Origin of the sequence: Pseudomonas fluorescens (assembly GCF_001307155.1) — a bacterium.
Classification (GTDB): Bacteria; Pseudomonadota; Gammaproteobacteria; order Pseudomonadales; family Pseudomonadaceae; genus Aquipseudomonas; species Aquipseudomonas helvetica.
Genome location: NZ_CP012830.1, coordinates 2,503,674 through 2,522,540, shown reverse-complemented (window position 1 = coordinate 2,522,540; position 18,867 = coordinate 2,503,674). Strand labels below are relative to the sequence as shown.

Here is an 18,867-nt window from a genome sequence, read left to right as displayed (position 1 = left end):
CGTAGGCCGATTGCTGCCGTTTTGGTGATGGTCAATGCATTACAGGCGCAAGCCCGCCAAGAGCTAGGCGCTGCTCGCTGTGAACCGAGCTTCCGCCCGCACCAGTCATTTCACTTCCTCTGCGTTATCTACCCGCCTCGACATCGCGAATGCGATCGTCAAATGGCTCACGCCGCCATCGTTTACGCGCATGCAGATACGCAGCCAGGTCCCCGTAACCCAGCTGACTGGCAATGTGCGCGCGGTTCTCACCCAGAAATTCAAGATGCTGTTCCAGCTCGGCCCTCACCAGATCGAGCAGCAGGCGGAACGTCATGCCTTGCTCTTCCATGCGCCGGCGCAAGGTACGCGGGCTCTGGTGCAGAGCCTCTGCCTGATTTTCCAGGCTGGGTACCACGCCGCGCGCCAGGCTTTGTCGCATGCCGGCCGCGACTTTTCCGGTCCAGCCATTGAGCTGGAGATGCCGGGCGATCCGTCGGTCCATCTCACTGCGCAACAACTCTGCCATCCCGTCGTGTCGCGTCAGCAAAGGTAACCGCAAGACGCTCGGGTCGTAATACAGGCAGTTATGCGCGCACTCGAACACGATGTTATCCCCGAACCATCGGGTGTATTCGGCGTGGTAGGTTGGTCGTGGATGGGCGAAGTGAGCCAGCACCGGCCGGACCGGTTCGCCCGTAGCTTTGCACAGTTGGGTCACGGCCATCACGCAGTAATGTTCCACCACGTATCGGGCCAGTTTGGCGGGGGCGTCGATACGCAGCTCTACGCCCAGGCCATGGGCATCGTTGATCAGCTTGACCCTGTCCATGTCCGACGCCAGCCCCGCATAGTCACACCAGCACTGGATAGCTGCGCTGACGTCCGGGCAATACATGCAGATGTACGTCAGCTCGTGGCAGTCCTGCGGGGTGAACCCGGCGAACAGGTGCAGGCCAATGGCAGGATCTTGTTGGGCCGCCGCCGTCCACAATTGCTCAAGCTCAAGCAGGCTGTAATCGCGTCGGTTACTGCGTGTCTGCTTATGCAGTACACGTTCCAGAACCTGTCCGAGCTGCCCTCGATGAAAGCGGCGGGCTGGCTGATTGGCCTCTTCTCGAGTGATTTTGTCCATTTCGCACATGTTGTCCGGAAGGCTCATGGTTTCTTATTGCTCAGGCAATGCCCAGGTCGGGCCTGACTCGAGATTGCCATGAATACAATAATGCTCGCCAACAATCCAATTCTGGTCGTCGCCGGGATTTTTCTGGGTTTCATCCTGCTGGAAATTGCGTGCGCCTGTTTCCGCCAACCCAAAGGTCAGCGCCGCGATACGCTGATCGAGATCATCGGTTCGTCGCTCCTGCTGGGTGTCACCTTTCCATTGGTGATGTTCCTCAGCAACCTGCTGCTCGGCGGTCTGGCTCCTCAACTCAAGAACAGCATGGCCAACATTCACTGGGTGGCCGGCCTCGGACTGTTTCTACTGTTCGATGACTTGACCCAGTACTGGTGGCATCGCCTGACCCATCGGCTGCCGTTTCTCTATGCCCTGCATCGCGCTCACCATTCGGCGCCCTACATGAGCATTCGCATCGTTTATCGAAACAACAGCTTTTACTACCTGCTGATGCCAGGTATCTGGCTGTCCGGCGCCCTCATCTACCTGGGCCTGGCACCGGTTTACTACGGTTACTTGATCGTCAAGATGACGGTCATCTTCGCCGCGCACAGCAGCGTCGCCTGGGACGAAAAACTCTACCGCATTCCGGCCTTGCGTCCGCTGATGTGGGTCCTCGAACGAACCATTTCGACCCCCGCCACCCATGCGGCCCATCATGGTTTGAACGCCAATGACGGCGTAACCCACTACAAGGGAAACTTCGGCAATCTCCTGTTCTTCTGGGACGTGCTGTTCGGTACGGCCAAGATCACCCGGCATCGCCCCTCAACCTATGGCATAGAGGATTTGCATCCGGTGACGTGGCAGCAGGAGCTGTTCTGGCCGCTGGTTCGTTCACCAAAGCGAGTGCGGCAACACGATCTTTGAGTACTTCCCAGTGCCCACTTTTCATTTGGCCCACATGCCGGATCACACCGGGTGGTCGCTGGCTGATGACACAATACAGCCACGATCTGCCCTCGTGCCGTTTCCAGGCTGATTTCCTGGGTAGTTTCTTGGGTGGTTTCTTGGGTGGTTTCTTGGGTAGTCTGTGGTTTGGCGGCTGGCTTGTTAGCAAACAACGATCACGCTGTATCCCCCACCCTGTTTTGAACCGATAAGGATTGGCCAATCGCCAAGTGAGTGATTTTTGCACGGACGTTTTTTAGTCGTACTCATCGCCTTGGGCTTGTTGGCGGGTTGCTCGACGACACCGCCAAGAGAGCAAAGCAACCTTTGCAGCATTTACCGCCAATACCCGGCCTGGTACGAAGATTCGCTGAAAATGGAGAAAACCTGGGGCCTGCCGCCGCATGTGGCGATGGCGATCATCAAGCAGGAAAGCAGCTTTGTGCACGATGCCCTGCCCCCTCGCTACTACTTTTTGTGGGTTATTCCCTGGGGACGGGTCAGCTCGGCATACGGCTATGCCCAGGCGCAGGATCCGGTGTGGAGCGAGTACAAGAGCGCGACCGGCAACGGCGGTTCGCGTGACAACTTTGACGACGCGATCATGTTCGTCGGCTGGTACGTCGCCGGCACTCAGCGTCAGTTGGGGGTTTCCAAATGGGATGCCTACAGCCAGTACCTTGCCTACCACGAAGGACGTGGCGGGTTCAGTCGCCAGACCTATCTACAGAAACCCTGGCTGATGCAGGTCGCGCGCAAGGTTGAGCAACAGGCAAAAGATTATGGCTGGCAACTCCGGCAATGCAGGGGTGAACTGGAGAGCAACCGCAGCTGGTGGTAGTCATGCCTTGGATGACTGCTCATCCACGACGTCCACCTCGGCAGGCTCCTCCTCGTCGTCATCCTCTTCATCGTCGTCGAGCAGAAAGTCCTTGCGCGCTTCAGTGATCGCCCGGCGCATTTCTTCGCCCTTGATCGGGCAGTTGAGCAATTGGGCAATGCGGTCTATTCGTTGTGTCACAGCTGGCCTCCAACGCACCAGTAATTGGCTCGATAGTGCTCGCTTTCGACGAACGACGCCAATGCCCTGAACGCTCAGACCGCAATAGCCCTGTAAAACTTTCAGTCAAACCTTACCGCAGCTCACGTCACAGGCATCTGATCGTCATTTGCCGCCAACACCAACGCCTTCTGATGCACCAGTGAGGCCGGCGGGTGCAACTGCTTCTGGAGCTCGGGATCGATGCGCAAGAAGCGTGGGACAACGTGGCTGACGTCGCCGTCTTCGTTGTTGTGGATCACCATGGTTCCCAGATCGCGCAGTTGAGCCAGATGCTCTTCGGTCAGGTTGAAGCTTATGCTCAAGCCTTTGTCATCGATCACCGGTGCCGGTAGACGACGCTGGGCGAAGCTTTTGCTCTTGCGGTGCTGGTAACGCGCCCAGGAGATCAGGACCACCGCGTTGAACAGCGCCACCCACAAGTAGATTTGCAGCGTGCCAAGGGCGTCGAGCATCGTCGATTCGATACGCAACCCTTCGTGGGTATCAAACAATGGCCAGAGGCCGCTTACCAGCAGGTACAGCAAGCCGAACCAGGCCAATACCGTGAAAAAGGCATCAATGACGACCAGAAATGGTCGTTGACGGGTTCTGATGATTTTCATTTGCTGAACTCCTCGTCATCGTCATCGTCATTCAGCGGCTTGATGCCACGGTCGGGACTGACCCAGCGCGCACGCTTCTGATGTTGGCCAAACAGCACTTTGGGGAAGCTGACCAGGGTGGTGAGCAGGCTGATGAACCAGAACACCAACGGATACCAGACCACCCAGAACATGGTTTTCCACAGCCCGCGCTCGTAGCGACGGTCGATCAGGATGCTGACCGCGAACTGCAGCAAGCAGACCATCGCCAGCAACAGCCCGGTGAAGGCCGGCGGCAGCAAGTGGTGCACGGCAATGGCGGCCGGCATGTCGACGAACTTGCCCACGCCCCAGAAAATCACCGACAGAAAAAAGGTGAAGGCCCAGCCGGTGGACAGGCAGTACTCGAACAGCAGCGGCCAGAGGTAGCGATGGCGGTATTGCCAGATGCCGCGGATGTTTTTGAACAGCACCTCGGCGCCGCCCTGGGCCCAGCGCAAACGCTGCTTCCACAACCCGGACAGGGTCTCCGGCATCAGAATCCAGCACAGTGCGCGTGGCTCGTAGAAGATGCTCCAGTGATCCAGTTGCAGCTTCCAACTGATGTCGATGTCTTCGGTGATCATGTCCGGGCTCCAATAGCCGACCCGATGCAACGCCGAACGACGGAACGCCACAATCACCCCGGACACGGTAAAAATCCGCCCGAAGACCCGTTGGGTGCGCTTGATCAAACCGATGATCGAAGAGAACTCGCCGACCTGAACACGCCCGACCAGCGTTGAACGGGTTCGAATCCGTGGGTTGCCGGTCACCGCGCCGAGTCGCGCGTTGTCGAGCATCGGCGCCACCAGATAGGCCGCCGTGTTCGGTGCGAGCAAGGCGTCGCCGTCAATACACACCAGGTACTCACTGCGCGCGGCAATGGCGCCCATGCGCAAGGCCACCGCTTTACCCTGGTTTTCCGCCAGGTGCAGCACCCGCAGGCGCGGGTCTTCAGCAGCGAGGGCATCGAGGACGGCGGCGGTGTTGTCCTTGGAGCCGTCGTTGATCGCGATCACTTCGATGTTCGGGTAATGCTGACCCAGCGCGGCGTGAATTGTATCGGCCGCGTTATCGCCCTCGTTGTAGCAAGGGATGAGGATCGAAATCAGCGGCTCACCCGCCAGCGGCGGTGGCAGCGTATCGTCCTTCCACGGCCAGTGGCGCTCCCAGTGCAGCCAGAAATACAGGCCACCGGCGATCCACAGTCCGGACATGAACAGCGGATAGAAAAACACGAAGTCCATCAAGAATTGCCCGGTGACCAGAAAGATCAGCCCCAGGGGAATCCCCAGGACGATCGCCAGGACCAGCAGAGCTAGAAGTCTATCCAGCATGTTATGGATTCCACTTGTCGGAGAGCGCGGGACGCACGGTTTTCAGGTCCGGCTGGTTCTCAAGGAAGTTGTCCGGGTAGTAACCGAAACTGGTCGCTCCCTGGCGTTTGAGGCGACCCATCCAGTCAGTCAGTTGCCCGCCATCGATGTCGGCGCCGCTTTTCTTCGTCCAGTCCCGGGCCTGCAATTCGAACACCGTGCGCTCCAGTGCTCCCGGCCGGACCTTGACCGTGGCCACCAACTCTTCGAGCCATTCACCCGATTGCTTGAGGGGTTTACCTTCCATCAACGGCATTGCCATCGGTGCGGTCCAGTCATAGGTGCCGAGGAAGTCGTCGAGGTTCTGCGCGAACCAAGCCTCACTGGGCGGATTGAGCATCGGTTCAGCGAAGATGTTGCGCGCCGTCAGCACCTGTGGCCCACGAATGGCGCGAACCTTGGCGGTGAGCTCTTTGGTGAAGTCGATCAGGTAGCGACTCTTGAACCGAGTCCAGCGCTGCATCATCGCCGGATCATCGCGCAGGGCCGCCATCGACCCCGGCAAGCCGTTGGCCGCATAGGTGCGCAAGGCCTCGGGACTGGCGTCCTCGAAGTCCGACAGCACTGCATCGTCGTGGTAGAGGATGCCGTCGACCGAGGTCAGACGCGCCACGTCCTCGTAGATTTCACCGATGACGCGCCGCACGGTCGGGTCGAACGGCGACAGCCGTCGATACTGTCCCGGGTCAACCGAGGTCTGGCCTGTGGCCGGGTCCCAACGGGTGACCCGGGGCAGTTTTGGATCGAGGGCAAAGCTGAGCACCGGCATCCAGGCAAAAACCTTGACGTGGGCGCGAGTACGCAACTGCCAGGCCACCCGGTCGAAGATGTCGGCGCGAACCGGAAGGTGGCGGTTCGGGAAGTACAACGAGTGCACCAGACCGTCGCCCTGTGGATCGGCGAAGGCTTGCAGGAACACGGTGTTGGCGCCCATGTCGGCCATGCGCTGGATCAGCTTGCCCAGATTGACTTCCTGCTGGGCCGGGTCCGGGTCATAAACGTTGTCCAGGTCGACATGCACCACGCGCATCGGTGAGCTGGACTGCACCGCGACGATGCTGTTGGCAAAGTGTTCGCCATCCGGGTCCGAGGCCACCAGGAAACGCGGACTGCTCATCAGGTTGTCGAGTGCATCGAGCCCGTCATCCAGGGTCAGGGCCATCTGGTAACCCTGGGAATCGACCACCTGCAATGTGGTGCCATCGGCCGTGCCGTACGGCCAGACCCATACACGCGGGTTATAACCGGTAGCCTTGCGGATTTTTTCGGTAATGGTGACCACGTCCTTGCGCAGACGAGCCTGGAAATCCGCTTCCGACTCATAGCGACCGGTCGCAGCGTCATAACGTCGAGTCGCCGCCGCCGGCTGCAGGTTGCCTTGCGGATTGGCCAGGATGCCTTTGTGGCTGGCGTCGGTGTGAGCGGCGATTTCCACCAGCCCGGACCTGGAAATTTCAGTGATCTGCGTCCAGGTCAAAAACTCCGAACGCGGTCGCATATCACCTGCGAAGTCCACGAGCTTATCCGGTGGTGTATCGATCCAGGTACCGACGGGCGCCAGCAAGGCATGCCAGTTATAGGCCCGCAGCACCGGTAGCACACGGGTGTAGAAGCTCGAATAACCATCGTCAAAACTCAACAGAATGGCTTTGGCTGGCAGTTCGGCCCCCCCCTTGCGCGCGGCGATGATCTGATCGACGGTGACGGGTTTGTAGCCGTTCTCACGCAGCCACGCGAGCTGCTCGATCATCCGCTCGGTGCGCACCGCAACGACCGCCTGATCAGGGTCGCGGTCTTCGACATCGTGATAGGCAATTCCCAACACATGGTTTTTCGGCCATGGCGCTTCATTGGCCGGCAGCGGGCGCTGTGCCGGTGGCGCAAAGGTCGGGGCTTGCCGGGCGCAGGCGCTGATCAGCAAAACGCCCAACAGAAGGATGCAACGGGTCATCAGAGGCATCTTCAAACTCTTCTAGAAACGGTAGGTAAGGTCGACGAGCAGGCGCAGATCGGTTTCTCGATCGCCGTCGAAGGGCCGGTTGATCGCGCTCAGCGCGGCACCGACCTCGAACACATCATTCCAGCTCAAGCGCTGGCCGTAGCTGAGCAGGCCTACGCCGCCAGTGGAGTAATCACGCTGGCTGTATGTACCGGCACCGACCTGGAACTGCTGACTCCACGAAGTTTCGTAGCGGTGATAGAGCACGTGATTGACGCTGACCGTCGGCAGGACGCTGAAGTCCGACTTGGGGTTGAAGTAGGGAACGTCCTCATTCTTGCTGTTGTGGCTGGTGCCGACCTCCAGACCGAGGTCGACCTGCACCCCCGGCGCGCTGTACACGCCTTCGCGTCCGGTCAGCAATGCTTCGAGACGATTGTTGCCATCGCTGAAGTGCGACGGGCTGACCGCCAGTTTCCACTCGCGGCTTTCGTTGGCGCGCCAGCGCAGGAAACCGCTGCCGCCGTTGGCGGTGACGTTACTGTTCAGTGCCCGCAGCGGCGTAGTGGCCGAGAGGTAGTCGAGGCTGCCGCCATACTGCCAGGCATCATTGATGTCGCGGGCAATCGACAGGCGCGTGCCCTGTTTGTTGCCATAGCCGAAGTTGTGATTGGAGACTTCCGCTTCCAGTGTCATATCGCGGGTTCGGCGCTCGACACCAAACCGTTCGACCCGGTCACGACCGGTGCCTTCCTGGAAGTCACCAGTGGCATAACCGGCACTTGCAAACACACGCCAGTCCTCATTGATCGGTGGACTGTAGAGCGTGGTCTCAATGCCAAAGTCCTTGCTGCCAGCGACTGCACCGGCACCGTTGCTGCCACCGCCATAACTCTTGCCGCCATAGGTCGACACGCGCAGTTCGGCCATGTCGTGCACCTCACGCTGACGCTCCAAACGCTGCACCGCACGGTTGTCCGGGAATCGCGCAGCGACGTCATCGGTCAACGCATCGAGCTGGCGCCACTCCTGCAAATCCTGCGCGGTATGCCCTTGCGCGACTTCCAGACCGATATCTCGCGGGGCCATGCTCTCGGTTTCCTTGAGCAGATTTTCTGCACGGCGTGGCCAGGCACGCGCCAGGTAGACATTCGCCTGCGCCAGACGCAAACCGACGTTGCCCGGTGCTTTTTCAACCAAGGCATCCAGGCCTTGCTGGCTAGCGGGCAAGTTACCGCTATAGGTGCCCGCCTGGGCGGCCAGTTGTTGCGCGTCCATCCATGAATCGTTGGGATTGCCGATCGGCAAGCCTTTGAGCTCCACCCGCGAGCTCTGAGTCTTGGCCAGGTTCTCGGCGACGGTGCGTGCTTCCTGCGGTTTGTCGCTTTCCATCAAGGCGTAGAACAGCGCCGTGGTGTCTTCTACCCGGTCAGCCGGGTCGGCGTCCGGTGCGACCAGCACTTGGCGATACAAGTCTGTCGCGACGTCCGGTTGACGTTGATCCAGATAGGAGGCCGCCACCCAACGCATGGCGTAGGTTGGAATTTTCACGTTTTCAGCGAGCAGTTTCTGGTATTCGCCGATGACCTCAGCCGTGCGCGCGCGGGCCTTGAGTGCACCCATGCGGTCGATGCGCCAACGAACCACGTCGTCGTGAGCCTGTGCATCCGGGGTCCAGGTCGCCAGCAACTGGTCGTAGTCGCTCAAGGCACGATCGGCGATGTCGTAACGTTCTTTTTCACTGCGCGTGGCAAATTCCGCCAGCCGCACGCGCTCTGCCGCCACATCACCTTCGAGGCGGCGCTGCGTCACCGGATCGATCAACCCCGGACGTTGACGGGCCAGACGCAAAGCCGGCTCTGGCAGCCGTGCGCGTTGCAGGGCAAAAACGTATTCGCGGGCGACTTCAGGTTTGCTCCCGGCGCGGATGAACGCCTGGTCGTATTCGAACAACGCGTCATAGGTCGCACCGGAACGGGTCAAGGCGTAGCCCAGCGCCAGGCGCCGGGCCGGATCGTCAGGTTTGGCCGCGACGAGAGCCTTGGCACGGTTGACGGCCTCGACGGGGTTTCCAGAATCAGCCTGGGTCATGGCCAGGCCGAGTTGCAGGTCAGCATTCGCAGGTTCGAGCGCCAGTGCCTTGCGGTAGAGCTCGGTGGCAGAGTCCCAGCGCTTGAGATTGCGGTAGGCACGAGCGGTGGCGGTCAGCGCCTGAATCGGCAGCACCCGGTTGCGCCCCTGGGTTTCGTAGACCTGAACCACTTCGGCGTCGAGACCGGCCCAACTGGCGATCTGCAAATGGTCGCTGACCTGGCCGGTGGTCACCTGGTTCGCAGGCACGTTGCGTAACAGCGTCAACACCGGTGCGTAGTTACCAGTACGCGCATCGCGAATCATTTGGTCGTAGGCGGTATCCGCGAACGCCAGACTCGGCCAAAGCAGTTGGCTGCACAAGGCCACACGAATCAGAGGGCGCAAGCCAAGAACAATAAAAGGACGAGTAATACGTGGCATTCGTCAGCATCCTTACATGGCGAGCCGGAGTCTCATACCCCCCTTGCCTGGTTCGAAACGGGAAGTCGGGCAATCACCCGACAAGGTTTTGCAAACGCAGTATTTCACGCAAGGTTAGACCACTATCAGGAACACAACATTTGTTCAGATTCAATACAACGGCTTGACCCCCGTGCGCCCTACAGCCTTGATTTGCGGGCACCAGACAGCAAAACGCCCAGCCAATCCACAAATTCGGAGGGCCGGGCGCTAGCTTGTAACCTGCGGTTTAGAGCGTTCGCTTAAGTCAAGCGGTGGGTCGTTTACTGGGGTGCGCCAGTGGTACCGAGCTTGCTCATCACGAAACCGACGAACTGTTCGACGGTCATCTTCTGGCCGTTGAAGTCCACCTGATTATTGGCGTAGTGCAGTTTGGAAACGATGTTGTTGCCGTCCAGCGTCGCCAGTTGCGTACCGACAGCCATGCTGCTGACCATGTCACTGGTCGCAGCGGCTTGATCGGCAACGGCTTTGACGTCGGTCTGGCCTTCCATCTGCGCCTGCACTGTCACCAGATCGGTGATCATCGGCTTGGAGATCTTCAGATTGAAGTCCAGCAGGGCAATCAATTGCTTGCCCAACTGGTCGGGTGGCAGGTCCAGCGATGTCGGCTTGGTCAGGTCAATCACCAGGCTGGCACGGCTTTCACCGTTCGGGGTGGAGAACGAAAAGTTCTCCAGCGCGACTTGTGGCTGGGCGGCCAGCAACGTCTCCAGACCCGCCTTGACCTGTGCTTGTTCGGCGTCGGTCAGCTTCAGTTCGGGCGCCGGCTCACCCGCAGCGGCAGCAGCCGCGGCGGCCGCTTCGTACGGCTGCAGTTTGTTCTGGTAGATCTGTACCAGCGACAGCGTCGACGGAATATCGAGGTTTTTCATGCTCCAGGCCATTTGCGCCGAGCCGAGGGCCTTGTCGTTGAGGGCGATTTCGCCAATCTTGTAATCGGCACGACCGGCTGCGTTGGTCCCGGACTCGGTGGTGGAACTCTTCATTTCAGTGTTCTTGAAGGTCATCACCGACTGTTTGTCGCCAAAGGTAGTCTTGGTGCTGGTCAGCTCGACGACGTTTTCCCCCAGGTAGTAGCCATAGCTGCTTTTGCTGAGGTTGCTGGCCAGGGTCAGGCCATTCAATTCGACTTTCACCGGGGACTGATCTTCGGCAACGCTGGTCAGCGTGAGGCTGTCCATGTAACCGTCAGCTTTGACCTTCTGTGCCTGGGCGCTGGCCGACACGTCGATGTTCAGACCGGAAAACTTCAACGTGGACTTGTCGTCCAGTGCCGTTTCGACGGGCAGCAGTTCAAGGTTGCCGCTGGTAGCACGGTCATAGCCGATGTTGACCACACCCTTGAGTGGAGACGCATCCTTGGTGGCGGCGAACCACTTCTCGGTGGTCGGGGTCTTTTCCAGCGAGTAGTGACTGGTGGCCATGACCGGCAGCCATTTCAGCGACACCAGGCGCGAGAATGGCAGCGGGCCGTGTTCGATATGGTCAACGAACAGCAGCTCTACGCCTTCAGGGTTCTCGCCGAACATTTCGCCCTGGCCCTTGAGGCGGTAGTGCGCGGTACTGCTGAACAACTGGCGATCCAGCGACACCAGCTCCAGGGTCGCGGTGCCGTTGGAGCCGACCATCGCCGTTTGCAGCTCTTTGTTGGCGTCGGCGATCGAGGTTTGCAGCACCCCTTCCAGCTTCGTACCGGTGTACCAGGCGCCGCCGGCGCTGATTGCACCGATGGCAACGACGATTCCCAGAAGCACGCCTGCTGATTTATTCATGAATGACCCGATCAATGTCCGTTGTTGAAAATGTGGTCGTCTTCCCTGAACCCTCGACGGGTTGCGGCTCGACTCCGCTAAAAGTGCGATGAGATTAGCATTTGTGCCGTGGAGCGGCCCAATGATTAAAGGTGAAAGAATGTCTATGGAGCGTTGCAGCCTGTGGACAGTCCGCGTTGATCTTTCCCACGCTCTGCGTGGAAATGCTGCCCGTGACGCTCTGCGTCACATCCAGAGCCGAACGCGGAGCGTCCGTAGAGGCATTCCCACGCAGAGCGTGGGAACGATCGGTGGCTGATCAGGAATACTGCACTTCGATCTCATCCAGCTGATGATCAAAGCTTTTCAGCCGTGCCGTCCACGTATAGACCAGCACTTCGAAATCCCGATTGATCACCGCGCCATTCGGTGAATCCGCGCGCGGGTCGCAAAAATCCAGTTGATAGCGTTCGCGGGCCATGGCGTTGGCCACGTCAGACAGTTCGCGGGCATTGTTCAGCCAGTGCCAGCCTTCATCGGTGACCTGTTTGTCGAGGGCCAGGCATTGGGTTTTGAGCGCTTCGAGGCTTTTTTCCAGCGGGGTGCCGGTGAGTTCGCCCATGACTTCCTGAAAAGTACGCCCCGGTTGCCAGTAACTGCCCCAGAAATACCGGTCGAATACCGTTTCAACCCGGCGCAACGCCACCTTGGTGTCCCAGATCAGCACCAGGGTCTTGCCTTGCTCGAGTTGTTTTTTCTTGATCCGCCGGGTTTGCAGCAAAGCCCAGGCGGCGACTGCGATCGACATCACCCCGATCAACGCACTGGCACTGTCGAGAAAGATCAAAGCCTTATCAATCTGGTGCGTCAGCATCACGCCATAAAAATACGTTGCCGAGAGCAGCACCAGCGCGACAATTGCGCACCAGAAGCCGGGAGCATAAGGGTTTTTCATTATTGGAATCCCCATGACCAATGCGAGCTTTGACTGCCGGCCCCGCCTGTGCAGACCCGACATCTAAAAGCATAGCAACGGCCTCAGGGTTTCGTTGGCTGTGAACCTTGCGTTCGTCCGCTTTCCCAACCGCCGCCCAGCGCCAGGAACAAATCGATCTGGCTCATGGCAACCTGGGTATTGGCAGCTGCCACCTGCGCACGCACGTCGGTGTAGGTGCGGGTCGCCTGCAAATCGGCAAGGAACGACGCCCGGCCAGCCTGGAAGAAGCGGTGCGTCTGGTCCGCCGCCTGTTGCGCCGACTGCTCGGCATCCACCAGGGCATCGCGGCGCTGCAACAGCGCGGAATACTGCGCCAGACCGGTCTGGGTTTCGCGGATCGCGTTCAACACCACCCCGTCAAAGTGCGCCAGCGCGCCTTGGGTCGCCGCCTCAGCCTCACGCACCCGTGCCCGGGAGCCGTTGGATGGCACTGTCCAGGTCAACAACGGGCCGAAACCCCAGCGATTGGTTTGCGGTTGGCCAAGGTGATCGAGAATACCCACGGTACCGACGGTCGCCCCAATGCTGATGTCCGGGTAAAGCGCACCAGTAGCAACCCCGATGTCCGCCGTCGCGGCCGCCAGTTGACGTTCGGCCTGACGCACATCCGGCCGCCGTTTAAGCAGCGTGGCGCCGTCACCGACCGGCAACAATTGCGCAATCTTTGGCAGCTCGTGACAACTGCTGGTCCCGGCGGGTAATTGATCCACCGGTTTAGCCAACAGCATCGACAGACGGAACAGCCCGACCTGACGGGCGGCTTCATAGCGCGGCATATCGGCGCGCAAGGATTTGAACTGGGTTTGCGAACGGGTGACCTGGGTTTCGTCGCCGCGCCCAGCATCGCGCAGGCGTTGAATCAGCGCGGTGCTCTGGCCTTGCAGGTCCAGTGAGTGCTCGGCGATTTCACGCTCTTCGTTGGCCGCGCAGACCTGGGTATACGCACGCACCACATCGGCGACCAAGGTAATTCGCGCCGTATCGGCTGCAGCTTGCGTTGCGTCAGCGCTGGCTTTCGCCGCTTCGATGCCGCGCTGCAAGGTGCCAAACAGATCGAACTGATAGGACGTGGTGATGCCGATATCACCGACATTGGTCACCGGGATCTTTTCCGGCAGTAAGAACGCCTCGCCGGATTCCTGCAAACGCTGGGCGCCGACCTTCACGCCACCGCTCCAGCCGCCCGCCGACTCGGCTTGTTCGACCCGGGCACGAGCGCGCGACAGGTTGGCTGCTGCCACTCGCAAATCGGTATTGGTGGCCATGGCCTGGCGCACCAGCTCATCCAGACGCGGGTCCTGGTACAACCGCCACCAGTCGCCCGGCACCGGCGCCGACACCACGTTTTTACCGTGCGCGGTCAGATCGCCCTGAAAGTCTGCGCGGTGCACCGCTGCCTCTTCAGGCAAATGGTAATCCGGGCCGACCACCTGACAGGCCGACAGCAGCAAGCCGAGACCGGCCGTCGCTAAACAGGCGGCCGCTTTCATTGCTCCGGCTCCTGCTCAGGCTTGTCGCCGATGATCGATACGGTCGCGGTACGCCCGGCAATCATGCGGAAATCTGCCGGCACGTCATCGAAGGCAATCCGCACCGGAATCCGCTGCGCCAACCGCACCCAGCTGAACGCCGGGTTAACGTTGGGCAGCAGGTTCGAACCGCTGCTGCGATCACGGTCTTCGATACCGGCGACGATGCTTTCGACATGCCCGCGCAATCGCGCACGGTCGCCGATCACGCGGATATCGACACCTTGGCCGACATGAATGCCGTCGAGTTTGGTTTCTTCGAAATAGCCGTCAATGTGGAAGGAGTTGCTGTCCACCACCGACAACATCGGACGGCCGGCGGTAACGAACTCCTGAGTACGCGGTGCGCGGTCGTTGACGTAACCGTCCACCGGGCTGCGGATTACCGAGCGGTCGAGGTTGAGCTGGGCACTGTCCACCGACACCTGGGCCTCGGACAACGCCACTTCGGCGCGAGCCACGCGGGACTGGCTTTCTTCCAGTTGCTCGCCCGGCACCAGATTGCCCAGGCCACGGTTGCGCTTGGCTTCACGTTGCGCCTGGGCCAGGGTTTCCTGGCGGTCGGCGACCGTGGCCTTGGCCTGGCGCAGCGCCAGTTTGAAACGGTCCTGGTCGATGCTGAACAGCACCTGGCCGCGCTTCACCGGTTGGTTATCACGCACTTCCACTTGCTGGATCAACCCGGAAACGTCCGGGGCGATCTGCACGATATCCGCACGAATGTGCCCGTCACGGGTCCACGGAGCGAACATGTAATACATCACCATGCGCCAGACCACGACGACCGCAAAGGTCACCACCAACAAGGTCAACACCACACGGCCAAGGGTCAAAATAGGTTTTTTCATGTCATCAGGTATCGACTGAGTGAGTCCACGGCGCCGAGCAGCAAGGCGTAAAGACCAACGTTGAACAATGCCCGGTGCCAGACCAGACGATAAAAGTGCAGGCGTGTCAGCAACCCGTGCACCACCAGGTACAGCGCATACGTAATACCCATCAGCACCAGCAACGTGGGCAGGAACACCCCGCTGATGTCCAGATCACCGATCATAAAGGCGCTCCATCGATACCTTGGGGAAACGGTTCATCGGTCTCGTTACCGATGAACTCCACGCCCGGCAAAAGCGCCAGACGCAGACCGGCGAGGGCATGCAGCAGGTGCAGGCGGGTTTCGCCGTCACCTTCCAGGCCTTGGCCATTGAGGGCGCGCCGGGTGCGATCCAGGGTCATCAGCAACGGCGCTGGCGCTGGTAAGCGTTCGCCAGCCTTGAGACAGGCCTTGAAGTACTCGCCGACCTCGGCCACCACCTGCCGCAGCAAGACGTTCGGTCCCCCTTGCACCCGTGGCGCGTACGCCAGCAAGTCCAGCAGGTTCAGCGCCACGCGCACTTCGCGCAACGCCACGCCGGTGTCCTGACCAGTCATCGCCAGGCGCGGCAAATGCTGCATCAGCCGATCGAGCATCTGCACACCCAAGTGACGGTGTTCAGCGAGGTTCGCCGGCTCGGTCATGCCGACGATGTCGCGCCAGCTGAAACGGGTCAGACGCTTGGCCGCCAGCTCCGAACCGAAGGGCCGCGCTACGAGAGTCCAGATAAAGGCAAACAACAAGCCCATGGGCCCGGCCAGGTTGGAGTTCGCGAAGCTCAAAAAGTCCGCGTCGTAGGCGCCCTGGATGCTGATAAACGACGAGGTGTTGACGATGGTCAGCAGCATGCCGAGGTAGAAACGCGGCTGTACGGTCAGGGTGCCGACGCAGATAAACGGTACGGCAAACGCCAGCACCAGCATCGGAAAGTCATGCAGGTTCGGCAGGATCAAAAACAGGTAGAGGCTGGCGAACAGCACCGACATCGCGGTCCAGAAAAAGAACCGGTAAATCTGCGGTGCCGGGTCGTCCATCGCGGCGAAAAAGCTGCACGCCACCGCCGCCAGAATCACCGCGCTGCCGCCATCGGTCCAGCCGAGCAGAATCCACAGCACCGAGGCGACGATGATCGCCAGCACCGTCGACGCCGCCGAATAGAGCATCAGCCCACGGTCGAGAAACGGTGTCAGCCGGCCCAGCCGCCAATGACGGTAGACCGCACGCCAGTTGTCCTGGCTTTCACAGCGAATCGCCTCTTGCAGGCTGCGCAGGTCCTGCCACAAATCGATCCATTCACCGAGGCGATACAGCGCGTTGGAAAACAGCAATTGCTTGCGATCATCCAGCGCTTCGGCACTCGGTTGCAGGGCTTCAAGTTGAGCGCGCAGGGCTTGCCAGTGCTCGACCGAAGCGTCTGTGCGGTCGAGCCATTCAACGGTCGCGGCCAGCAGCGGCGCGAACTTGTCCACAAGCTCGGGCGTGCGCCGCTGCAAGGCGTACAGCGCATCGTCCAGCGCATCCACCACCGGCAGCAGGTGAATCATCCGCCCGCGCAGTTCTTTGATGTTGCGCACGGTTTGCGGCCGCGCACCTTCGTGGGGCAACTGGCCGATCATCAATTCCAGGGAGTTGAACGTGGCCACCATCGAGGCGCGCAAGGTGCTGACTTCGTCGGGTTGCACGTTGCGGGTCAGGAAGCGCTGGCTGTAGGTCACCGCGTCGCTGAACCACTTGCTCACCGCACCATCGAACACCGGCGCCAACCGTCGGGGCCAGAACATACTGCCAACCACCGCTGCGCAGACGATGCCGAGGAAGATCTCTTCAGTCCGCGCCTCTGCCACATCCCATATCGCCAACGGGTTATCCACCACTGGCAGGGAAATCAGCGGCAAGGTGTAACCGGCGAGCATCAGCGCGTAGTTATTGGCGGTGCGCAGATGCATCGACAGAAACAACAGGGTGCCGGTCCACAGCGCGATGACCAGCACCAGCACATACGGGCTCTGGACGAACATCGGCACAAACAGCAACGCCGCTGCTGCCCCGGTCAAGGTGCCGATGGCACGGTACAGGGCCTTGGAACTGGTCGGCCCGACGAACGGGCTGGAAACGATGTACACCGTGGCCATCGCCCAATACGGACGCGGCATTTGCATGAGCATGGCGATGTACAGCGCGATCATCGACGCGGCGAAGGTACGCACGCCGTAAAACCAGTCGCGGGCCGGCGGTATGCCGCTAAAAAATCCGTTCACGAGGGGGTCACCGGTAACTGCTGCTCTGCCGTCTCAAACGCGCGAATCACCCGCAGCGCCGCCTCCAGATCCGCCGGATCGATGCCTTCAAGCACCACACGGCGCAAGCGCACCAACTCGGCTTCCACCGCTTGCACCAACTCACGGCCAGCATCGGTCAGGCTCAGGCACTTGGCGCGACGATCAAGGGGATCTTCAGTGCGGCAGACATACCCGGACTGGCACAACTGGTCGAGCAAACGCACCAGCGACGGACTCTCCATCCCCGCCGCCTGCGCCACCGTCACCTGCCGCACACCCTCGCCCAGCCGCCCGATCATCAACAACGGGACCGCGCAGGCTTCGGAAATGCCGTAGTTGACCAGCGTGGTCTGGCAGATTTTCCGCCAATGCCGCGCGGCCACCACCATGGCACTGCTGATGTTCATCTGAAGGGCGTCGAGGGTCTGGGACACAGGAGAATTCGCACACTGTTAGTTTGCTAACTATCAATATCGCATTGGAGGGGAAATTCAGTCAAGTTTTGAAACAAATTAGCCTAGCGGGCAAAACACAACACCTGTGGTGAGGGGGCTTGCCCCCGCTCGACTGCGGAGCAGTCGCAATGGCGGCGCCCGTCGTATATGGCTGAAGAAATATGGTGATCGCTTATCAGGGCCGCTACGCGCCCCAACGGGGGCAAGCCCCCTCGCCACAGGTTTGGTGTTCACCTCGAATGGGGGGGGTTAAAGGTGTTGCAGCTGTTCCATCAGATCCAGACCATCGCGCAATGACACGTACGCTGCGTTGATCAGCGAACTGTCAGATTTTTTACACCCCCCGCCCCTTCCTCAGCAGCACATCCAGTTGATCCACCACCTCCGCCCAATCGGAATCGTCGAGGATGTCTTCGCGCAGGAAGTCCGCCTGGCTCTTGGTCCAGAAAAACGCGTCGGCCAGGTGCAGCTCGGGTTTGAGTGGTGAGTGAGTGGCGATGAATTTGTCGATGCTTTCGGCGTCGTCGGGCAGGCCGAGTTGTTTGAACAGGTTGGGGAGGCTGTGGGTAGGTGATTCCATGGAAATTGGCTCCTGCGTTTTTAGAGGTCGGGGGGACTGCTTCGCAGTCCATCGCGGGCGAGCCACGCTCCCACACACGGCGGTTTCCTGTGGGAGCGCGGCTTGCCCGCGATGGCGGCGGTGCTTTCACCGCCAATAATGTAATGGCTACTGACTCAACTCGCATACCTCGGCATGAGGCACCATTTTCAGGTACTGGTCCATGCTCAAGTGTACGAGGTTGTTGTGGTTGCCGGCTTCGACGTAAATCTCTTTCTGGCGGGTCAGCATCGGGTCGATGACCATGTCCAGGCCATAGGATTCGCCCAGGGCCGGAACGGCGCCGCGTTCACAGTCGTTGAACAGGTGGGCCAGGGTGCTTTCGCGGGTGACTTGCCATTCACCGCTGCCACGCACTTTGGTCAGGTCCAGATGTCGGCTGGCTGGCAACACGGCCATCAGGTAGTGGCCGTGGTGGTCGTCGAGGATCACCGATTTCGCCACGCGCTCAGCAGGAATGCCCGCGACCCGGGCGGTTTCCAGGCTGCTGGCCGAATGTGGGTGAGAGACTACGTCGAATTCGCAGTGCGCCTCTTCCAGGCTGCGCTGCACGGTTCTTGCCATACGCATGATGCACCTCGGTGTCCGTCGCAAGGCGGGCGGACGATGATTAAACAGGTTGGCGTCTCCTCTAAAGTCTAGGCCTGCTGCCGGTACCCGGTGATAAATCTGCTCACTGGAAACTCGCAAAAAATGATCAAGAATCATCCAGCCAAAGGCTCAACTAGACTATAAGCAGGGCCACCGTGTGGCTCGCGG

General features: G+C 60.2%; 17 protein-coding genes. 2 read left to right on the top strand and 15 right to left on the bottom strand.

The window, feature by feature from the left end; genetic code table 11:
- Positions 1 to 124 precede the first annotated feature (124 nt).
- On the bottom strand, positions 125 to 1,123 hold the full coding sequence (locus tag AO353_RS11410) for an AraC family transcriptional regulator ligand-binding domain-containing protein (protein WP_054595032.1): 999 nt from the start codon (positions 1,121 to 1,123) through the stop codon (positions 125 to 127).
- A gap of 69 nt (positions 1,124 to 1,192) precedes the next feature.
- Here AO353_RS11410 and AO353_RS11405 point away from each other — a divergent pair, with 69 nt between their 5' ends.
- On the top strand, positions 1,193 to 2,029 hold the full coding sequence (locus AO353_RS11405) for a sterol desaturase family protein (protein WP_054595031.1): 837 nt from the start codon (positions 1,193 to 1,195) through the stop codon (positions 2,027 to 2,029).
- 262 nt (positions 2,030 to 2,291) lie between these two features.
- Positions 2,292 to 2,891: a hypothetical protein gene (locus AO353_RS11400; RefSeq protein ID WP_054595030.1), complete on the top strand. Its 600-nt coding sequence runs from the start codon at positions 2,292 to 2,294 to the stop codon at positions 2,889 to 2,891.
- Here AO353_RS11400 and AO353_RS11395 read toward each other — a convergent pair whose 3' ends face one another.
- The 14 genes from AO353_RS11395 to AO353_RS11330 all read right to left on the bottom strand — a co-directional run bounded on the left by AO353_RS11395 (position 2,892) and on the right by AO353_RS11330 (position 18,678).
- Complete coding sequence (locus AO353_RS11395; RefSeq protein WP_054595029.1) at positions 2,892 to 3,071, bottom strand: hypothetical protein; 180 nt, start codon at positions 3,069 to 3,071, stop codon at positions 2,892 to 2,894.
- A gap of 122 nt (positions 3,072 to 3,193) precedes the next feature.
- Positions 3,194 to 3,715: a poly-beta-1,6-N-acetyl-D-glucosamine biosynthesis protein PgaD gene (pgaD, locus tag AO353_RS11390; RefSeq protein ID WP_054595028.1), complete on the bottom strand. Its 522-nt coding sequence runs from the start codon at positions 3,713 to 3,715 to the stop codon at positions 3,194 to 3,196.
- The gene (pgaC, locus tag AO353_RS11385; protein ID WP_054595027.1) at positions 3,712 to 5,073 is read right to left on the bottom strand and encodes a poly-beta-1,6-N-acetyl-D-glucosamine synthase; all 1,362 of its coding nucleotides are present in this window, start codon (positions 5,071 to 5,073) and stop codon (positions 3,712 to 3,714) included. Before pgaC ends, pgaD begins: the two co-directional genes overlap by 4 nt.
- 1 nt (position 5,074) lies before the next feature.
- A complete protein-coding gene (gene pgaB, locus AO353_RS11380) occupies positions 5,075 to 7,072 on the bottom strand; it encodes a poly-beta-1,6-N-acetyl-D-glucosamine N-deacetylase PgaB (protein ID WP_054595026.1) in 1,998 nt (665 codons plus the stop codon).
- Positions 7,073 to 7,084: 12 nt separating this feature from the next.
- Positions 7,085 to 9,565 (bottom strand): poly-beta-1,6 N-acetyl-D-glucosamine export porin PgaA, encoded by a 2,481-nt coding sequence (gene pgaA / locus AO353_RS11375; protein WP_054595025.1) that lies wholly within the window; start codon positions 9,563 to 9,565, stop codon positions 7,085 to 7,087.
- A 302-nt stretch (positions 9,566 to 9,867) separates the two neighbouring features.
- Positions 9,868 to 11,379, bottom strand: coding sequence for a YdgA family protein (locus AO353_RS11370; RefSeq protein WP_054595024.1), 1,512 nt, complete (start codon positions 11,377 to 11,379; stop codon positions 9,868 to 9,870).
- Between the two features lie 298 nt (positions 11,380 to 11,677).
- A complete protein-coding gene (locus AO353_RS11365) occupies positions 11,678 to 12,313 on the bottom strand; it encodes a hypothetical protein (RefSeq protein WP_054595023.1) in 636 nt (211 codons plus the stop codon).
- An 83-nt stretch (positions 12,314 to 12,396) separates the two neighbouring features.
- The gene (locus AO353_RS11360; protein ID WP_054595022.1) at positions 12,397 to 13,845 is read right to left on the bottom strand and encodes an efflux transporter outer membrane subunit; all 1,449 of its coding nucleotides are present in this window, start codon (positions 13,843 to 13,845) and stop codon (positions 12,397 to 12,399) included.
- Positions 13,842 to 14,732, bottom strand: coding sequence for an HlyD family secretion protein (locus AO353_RS11355; RefSeq protein WP_054595021.1), 891 nt, complete (start codon positions 14,730 to 14,732; stop codon positions 13,842 to 13,844). Before AO353_RS11355 ends, AO353_RS11360 begins: the two co-directional genes overlap by 4 nt.
- Positions 14,729 to 14,938 (bottom strand): DUF1656 domain-containing protein, encoded by a 210-nt coding sequence (locus AO353_RS11350; RefSeq protein WP_054595020.1) that lies wholly within the window; start codon positions 14,936 to 14,938, stop codon positions 14,729 to 14,731. The genes AO353_RS11355 and AO353_RS11350 overlap by 4 nt, the downstream gene beginning before the upstream one ends.
- Positions 14,935 to 17,013 carry an FUSC family protein gene (locus tag AO353_RS11345; RefSeq protein ID WP_054595019.1) on the bottom strand — a complete coding sequence of 693 codons (2,079 nt, stop codon included), beginning with the start codon at positions 17,011 to 17,013 and terminating at the stop codon, positions 14,935 to 14,937. Before AO353_RS11345 ends, AO353_RS11350 begins: the two co-directional genes overlap by 4 nt.
- The gene (locus tag AO353_RS11340) at positions 17,010 to 17,441 is read right to left on the bottom strand and encodes a MarR family winged helix-turn-helix transcriptional regulator (protein ID WP_054598214.1); all 432 of its coding nucleotides are present in this window, start codon (positions 17,439 to 17,441) and stop codon (positions 17,010 to 17,012) included. The genes AO353_RS11345 and AO353_RS11340 overlap by 4 nt, the downstream gene beginning before the upstream one ends.
- A 382-nt stretch (positions 17,442 to 17,823) precedes the next feature.
- Positions 17,824 to 18,069 carry a DUF2789 domain-containing protein gene (locus AO353_RS11335; protein WP_019691148.1) on the bottom strand — a complete coding sequence of 82 codons (246 nt, stop codon included), beginning with the start codon at positions 18,067 to 18,069 and terminating at the stop codon, positions 17,824 to 17,826.
- Positions 18,070 to 18,216: 147 nt separating this feature from the next.
- Complete coding sequence (locus tag AO353_RS11330) at positions 18,217 to 18,678, bottom strand: aminoacyl-tRNA deacylase (RefSeq protein WP_054595018.1); 462 nt, start codon at positions 18,676 to 18,678, stop codon at positions 18,217 to 18,219.
- Positions 18,679 to 18,867 lie beyond the last annotated feature (189 nt).